At 24.9% G+C, this 5,694-nt stretch carries 6 protein-coding genes; 2 read left to right on the top strand and 4 right to left on the bottom strand.

The features are described from left to right. Positions 1–472: 472 nt before the first annotated feature. Together BST80_RS03755 and BST80_RS03750 are read left to right on the top strand one after the other, a co-directional pair. On the top strand, positions 473–796 hold the full coding sequence (locus tag BST80_RS03755) for a PTS sugar transporter subunit IIA (RefSeq protein ID WP_415746023.1): 324 nt from the start codon (positions 473–475) through the stop codon (positions 794–796). A gap of 10 nt (positions 797–806) precedes the next feature. Further along, a complete protein-coding gene (locus BST80_RS03750; RefSeq protein ID WP_400248693.1) occupies positions 807–923 on the top strand; it encodes a hypothetical protein in 117 nt (38 codons plus the stop codon). Between the two features lie 12 nt (positions 924–935). On the opposite strand, the gene BST80_RS03745 is transcribed toward BST80_RS03750, so the two are convergent. From BST80_RS03745 to BST80_RS03730, 4 genes are all read right to left on the bottom strand, one after another. Next, entirely contained in the window at positions 936–1,130 is a 195-nt protein-coding gene (locus BST80_RS03745; protein ID WP_114565330.1) for a hypothetical protein, read from the bottom strand. Continuing rightward, positions 1,124–2,671, bottom strand: a complete 1,548-nt coding sequence (locus BST80_RS03740; RefSeq protein WP_415746022.1) for a sodium-dependent transporter — start codon at positions 2,669–2,671, stop codon at positions 1,124–1,126. The genes BST80_RS03745 and BST80_RS03740 overlap by 7 nt, the downstream gene beginning before the upstream one ends. 57 nt (positions 2,672–2,728) lie before the next feature. Further along, complete coding sequence (locus BST80_RS03735; protein WP_415746021.1) at positions 2,729–4,384, bottom strand: hypothetical protein; 1,656 nt, start codon at positions 4,382–4,384, stop codon at positions 2,729–2,731. A gap of 124 nt (positions 4,385–4,508) precedes the next feature. Continuing rightward, on the bottom strand, positions 4,509–5,030 hold the full coding sequence (locus BST80_RS03730; protein ID WP_415746020.1) for a methylated-DNA--[protein]-cysteine S-methyltransferase: 522 nt from the start codon (positions 5,028–5,030) through the stop codon (positions 4,509–4,511). Between the last annotated feature and the right edge of the window lie 664 nt (positions 5,031–5,694).

Raw genomic sequence — 5,694 nt, 5'->3', positions numbered from 1 at the left:
AGGCGACATAAAAGCATAAATTTTTTAACACCAACTGAAGCTGTGTTAAAATTTTTAAAAGACTAACTGGTCTAAAATGTATATGGTACCTCACATCGCCCAANNNNTATATTGATTATTCTTTTTAAAATAGGAGTTTTTTCTTTTTATAAAATTGTCGTCTGTAGCACATCGAACGTTATTTTTGTTTAGTAGAGGTAAGGAAAATGATATAAATTCGTAATTTTATTAAATACTCACACTAATAAGTGTAATAATACATAAATATGTGAGGTACCATATACATTTTAGACCAGTTAGTCTTTTAAAAATNTTNACANNNNTTTTAATAGGTTATGCAAGAAGTCTAATGTATTAAATTTTCAAAAAATTTGTATTTTAATAAAAAAATACAAAAACAATTAATTTTCTTGTACTTTACCATCTTTTTTCTATAATAAAAATAATAAAAAAATAGAAAAGTTTATAAAAAATGAAAATATTTAATGAAAAATTATTACAATATATTGAAAAACCAATTAATAAATGAGAACAAGCAATTGAATTAGCATCTGAATTATTAATTACAAATAATTATGTTAAAACTGATTTTCCCACTAAAATTATTGAAATAACAAATGATTTAGGTCCTTATTATGTTGTGGAACTCAAATTAGCATTATTGCATATTATGCCTTACTCAACAATTTTAAAAACTGGAATAAGTTTTACATATTTTAAAATTCCAGTTAAATTTCAAAAAGAAGACAAATACCATATTAAATATTGCTTAGCTCTTTCTTGTTGCAGAAGATAATTTTTCACATATAGAATTACTTCAATCGATTGCTAAACTATTTGCAAAAAAAGAATTTTTAACTAGTATAAAAAATTGCTCATCATCAATAGAATTAATTGAAATTATAAAACAGCATGATAATTAAAAAATAATAAATTTACTTTCTTTCATTAGTTTTATGATCTAAACTTGGTTCTAAATCTTCTTCTAACTTATGTTCTAATGCTAATTTCTGATCAACTTCTAATGTATGCTGGCTACGTTGTCAATCTTTATAGATAAAAAAGCCAAAAGCAACTGCTAATAAAATTGCTAAAACTAATAAAACAACAATGGCGATGGTAACTAACATGGTTTCTGTCCTCCTTTTTCTCGTTTTATGCCATAATAACTATTCAGACTTGCAACTAGGACTGGTACAAAAATACCTAACACAAAAGCTAATACTGAGATATATCAAGCGTTTTTTGTACAACTAATAATAAAATCATAAACTGAAAAACCAACAATAACAACTAATATAAGTGGAATTAAATAATACATCATAATTTTATATAACTTATTTAATTTAATTCATGATACTTGGTTATTGTAATTAATTACAATATGTAGTTTTTTTGCATATCAAACAAAGAAAATAACTTGTGCTAAAGATACTAAAATTAAATCTAATCCTGCTGCTAATAATTGAAAGGAATTAATTACCTGATATGTACTCTCAAAAACTAGTGATAAACCAACAACAATAATTGTTAAACAAATCCCACAAATTACTTTTTGATTACTAATTTCATATTGTGTTTCAATAGCATCCATAATAACTTCAACATTACCAACCGTTGTACTTAATCCGGCAATAAATAAAGCTAAAAAGAATAAAACTCCTAAGAAATTCCCAACTCCCACAACAGTATTTTGATTAATAATATGAAAAGTTTCTGGCAAAACATTAAAAACAAAAACCATTGAATCATTACCAAACTTAGTAGCAATTTGTTGTTGAAATAATAAAATATCATCTTTATCAGTAACCAAATTATTAACAATAGCTCCTGATGCACCAAAAATAAAGATTAAGTTAGTAATGGATAAAAATAAAATTCCAATTACTAATAAGTAAGCTTTTGAAACATTATCTTGATTATGTGGACCTACACCAGCAAAGCGCATCATCATTCCAATTCCTAATGATGTTGTAAAAAAAGCTAAGGAAAAAACACTACATCATGTTTGACTTTGCTTTAATTTCTCTAAATTATTTGTTAAAAACAACGTTGCTAATCCTTGATGACTCCCTGGAACTGTTAAAATATAAATTGCTAAAATTAAAATAATTAAAAATAATAAGGGCATAAAAAACTTATTAACTTTTTCAATTCCCCTAATTCCAAATAATAAGACAAGACCAACTAACAAAACAACAAATAAAAAAGCTAAAAATACAATTCATTGAAAACCACCATTGTTAGTTACGCCAAAACCACCACGTTGTAAAATCTGATGATTAAAAATATTTCCATCAACATTACTAATCAAGGTAGGACTAAATTCAATTCCAATCGAAATAATAGTATAACCAACCAAAACAGCATAATAAATCGGAATAATAATCATTAAAGTTGATTGAAACCAACCCATAAAGCGACTAAAGCGAACACTTTCCTTATCAAAAATGTTAATTACACTTTTATGTCGAAGATTTCCTAAGTTAAATTCAAAAATTAATAGTGGAATTCCCACAATTAATAATGCAAAAATATATATTAAAAAAAAATAAAATCCACCATATTTATTAATATAACCAGGTAATCCTCAAATTACCCCTAATCCAATTGCTGCACCTAATGATGAAACAATAAATCCAAATTTTGTCATTTGTTTTTTACTACTCATTTTTTTCCTCCTTTATTTTTAAATAAAAAATGCAATATTGTTGCATTTTTACCATTTCTATTTCTTTTGAGATCTAATCTTACGACTAGTACCTAAAACAACGGCAATAATAATACTTGTGCAAAAAGCACCAAACATAATAATTAAAACAATTTTAATAATGTTAACCTTTTGATTATAACTTGCAATATCATCATAGCCAAAAATGTTACCCATATATTGTCCTTTAATTCCTAAACTATTTACAAGATTCTTAAAATATTTTGGTGCAACATTTCGTGCTTCTTTAATCATTCCAAAGTAAGCATCAACAGCATGCCCCATCTCATGGTTCAAAGTAGAAAAAACATTTGGTGAGCTTCATCATCCAATTAAATATTCAGAAATAGTTTTTCCCTGCAAAACATTATCAAATTCTTTTGCAGAAATAACGATATAAGCCCGTTTAGTTGAAATAAAACGATTTGACCATGGTAATGATTGAAAAGAATAATTTGTATAAGCTGCTGTTTGTCTACTTTTTTCTAACAATGGTGCATCAGGAGAAAATAAAAATCCAGTTAAAAAATATTTAAAATTGTCACCAGTTATTGCATAAGTCATATTAAATAAATTTAAAATTTGTTCTTTAAGAAACTCCATCAGTTCATCAGTTCATTGATAATATTTTTGCATTGCTTGCACGCTATCTTTTAAGAAAATAGTACTCCCTTTTTCATGATAATAATTATTTTCATATTCTGTTATCTTTTTTAAATCTTCATCTAACTTATCAAATGATGAATAATATTGCTGTTTACTAGTATTCATAAAATTTTTAAATTTTATAATCGCTGATTGTGATGCTCACGTATATGAATCATTCATCATATTTCCTAATTCCGTTGTTAAATCCTGCTCACCATTATTAATAATGCTATTTCGTAGAATATTTCCGTCAAAACTAACATTATTAGTTTCAATATCTTGCGTTCCACTTGACTGCCACATAATTAAACTTGTTTTAAGAGCATTAAAAGTATAATTCCGTGCTCATAATTTCCTATTTTTGGGAATTAATTGTTGTAAACCAAGTTCAAAAGATGGCAAAAAATATTTTAAATCAACTGCATCAATTGGTTTAGTTGTTAAATTAGTATTATAACTAATATTTGACTTTGCAACATACTGATCAATTTTAGCACGTTGTTTTTGTAAAGAAGTAATTCGGGAACCAAAATTCTCTTTTTGAAGCGGAGTATAAATATCAATAAAAAAATTATTTAAAATCTCTCAGCTTTTATTTTTCATTTCGTTTGGCATTGTCATTCATTTTAAATATGCTTCGGCAAAAAATTCTTTCCAAGTTTTCATTCCATAAATACTAGTATTAATAATCGAGGCCATTAATGACATTTCAAATAATTCTTTCGTATCGATTCTCACATTATTAATATTAGTTTTAGTATTATAAATTATATCTTTATTAGTAACAATATTGTTTTCCATCATTTTTACTGTTTTGTTTTGGTTAATATTGGAAGACTTATAAATAAAATACTGTAATAAATAGCCTGAATAAATAAAATCATTTTCGTCAAGTGATGAAACTGCTGTTGGTGATAGTTCTGTAATATATCCCTTTTGATTAATAAAACTAGAAGTAGGTACAAATGTCATATTAATAGTTCCAAACACTAATAAACTACTTGCTATTGTATGAAACTTTCCCATAATTTTTTCTCCTTTTAATATATTAAAAATTTATTGTTGATAATCAACATACTAATTAAAAATAAAATTAATTGCAATAAAAACTACTTTTAACAAAGCATAAATTTAAAATAACAAATACTAATTATCAAATATTTTCTAATTGTAATAACGATGCTTTCATTTCTAACCCACCACGATAGCCACGTAAAGCATTATTTTTGCCTAAAACACGATGACAGGGAACAAGAATTGTGATGGCATTATTGCCAATTGCTGTCCCCACAGCTCGCATTGCTTGTGTATGTTCAATTTTTTGTGCAATATCAGCATAACAAGTTATTGTTCCATATGGTATTTTAGCAACTTCTGCTCAAACCTTTTTTTGAAACAAAGTACCAGTGAAATCAAACGCTAAAGTAAAAAATGTTCGTTTTCCAATTAAATATTCCGTTAATTGCTCCATAACAAGGTTCGTTTTTCCTTCTTGATCAGCAATTAATAAAATATTTGGTCCCTTTTTCTTCAACCAAGATTCTAATTCATTAAACCCTTTGTTATTAGAACCAATAAAAGTTACACCTTGTTCAGAAACAGCAACATATAAATTTCAATTATTAACCTTTAAATTGTTATAATACCATTTAGTTAACTTTTGTTTGGCCATATCTTATAATCTCCTAATGATTGCTGTTTTTGATTAAAATAAATTATTTTGTGCTTTAAGGTATTTAAATTATACTATTAATTTATGAAAAACTATTTATAATTAGCAAATTTTTTTATTTTTTATTAGTATGGAAACTATAATATAAACTGCAACAAATTAAAATTTAAAATCAAAATAATTTTTATTATAAATTATCATATGAAATAAAAAAGATTAACTTTTTATCGTGTTAATCTTTTTAATAAAATGAAAATATTATTTGATAGCTTTTACATAACCCTTAAAAGCAAATTTTCCAGAAATATANTNNNAANTNTNTTTCTTATTTAACTGTATCACAATATCCGTTGCTTGTGCCTGATACTTGGTTGGGTTTTCTTGCAAATTTAAACAATAGACTTCTTGCATAACCTATTAAAATAATTGTAAATATTTTTAAAAAAATACTAATAGCAAATTATAATTTTAATTAATTATGTTTTTTATTTAAAAATTTAATATTTTCCTACAACGAAAAATGACTTTTTTATTTAAATTATTTAATTTTAAATACATCTTCTATGCTATCTATAATAATTGCAAATTATAAATTGAAGCAATTAAATTAAATNTTNNAAGAATAGCAAAAATATTTTCAATAATAATTCTCATTTTTGAAACT

This window comes from Spiroplasma sp. Moj (assembly GCF_016082285.1).
Classification (GTDB): Bacteria; Bacillota_I; Bacilli_A; order Mycoplasmatales; family Mycoplasmataceae; genus Spiroplasma; species Spiroplasma phoeniceum.
Note: the sequence above shows the minus strand (reverse complement) of the source record. Positions and strands in the feature narration are given on the sequence as shown.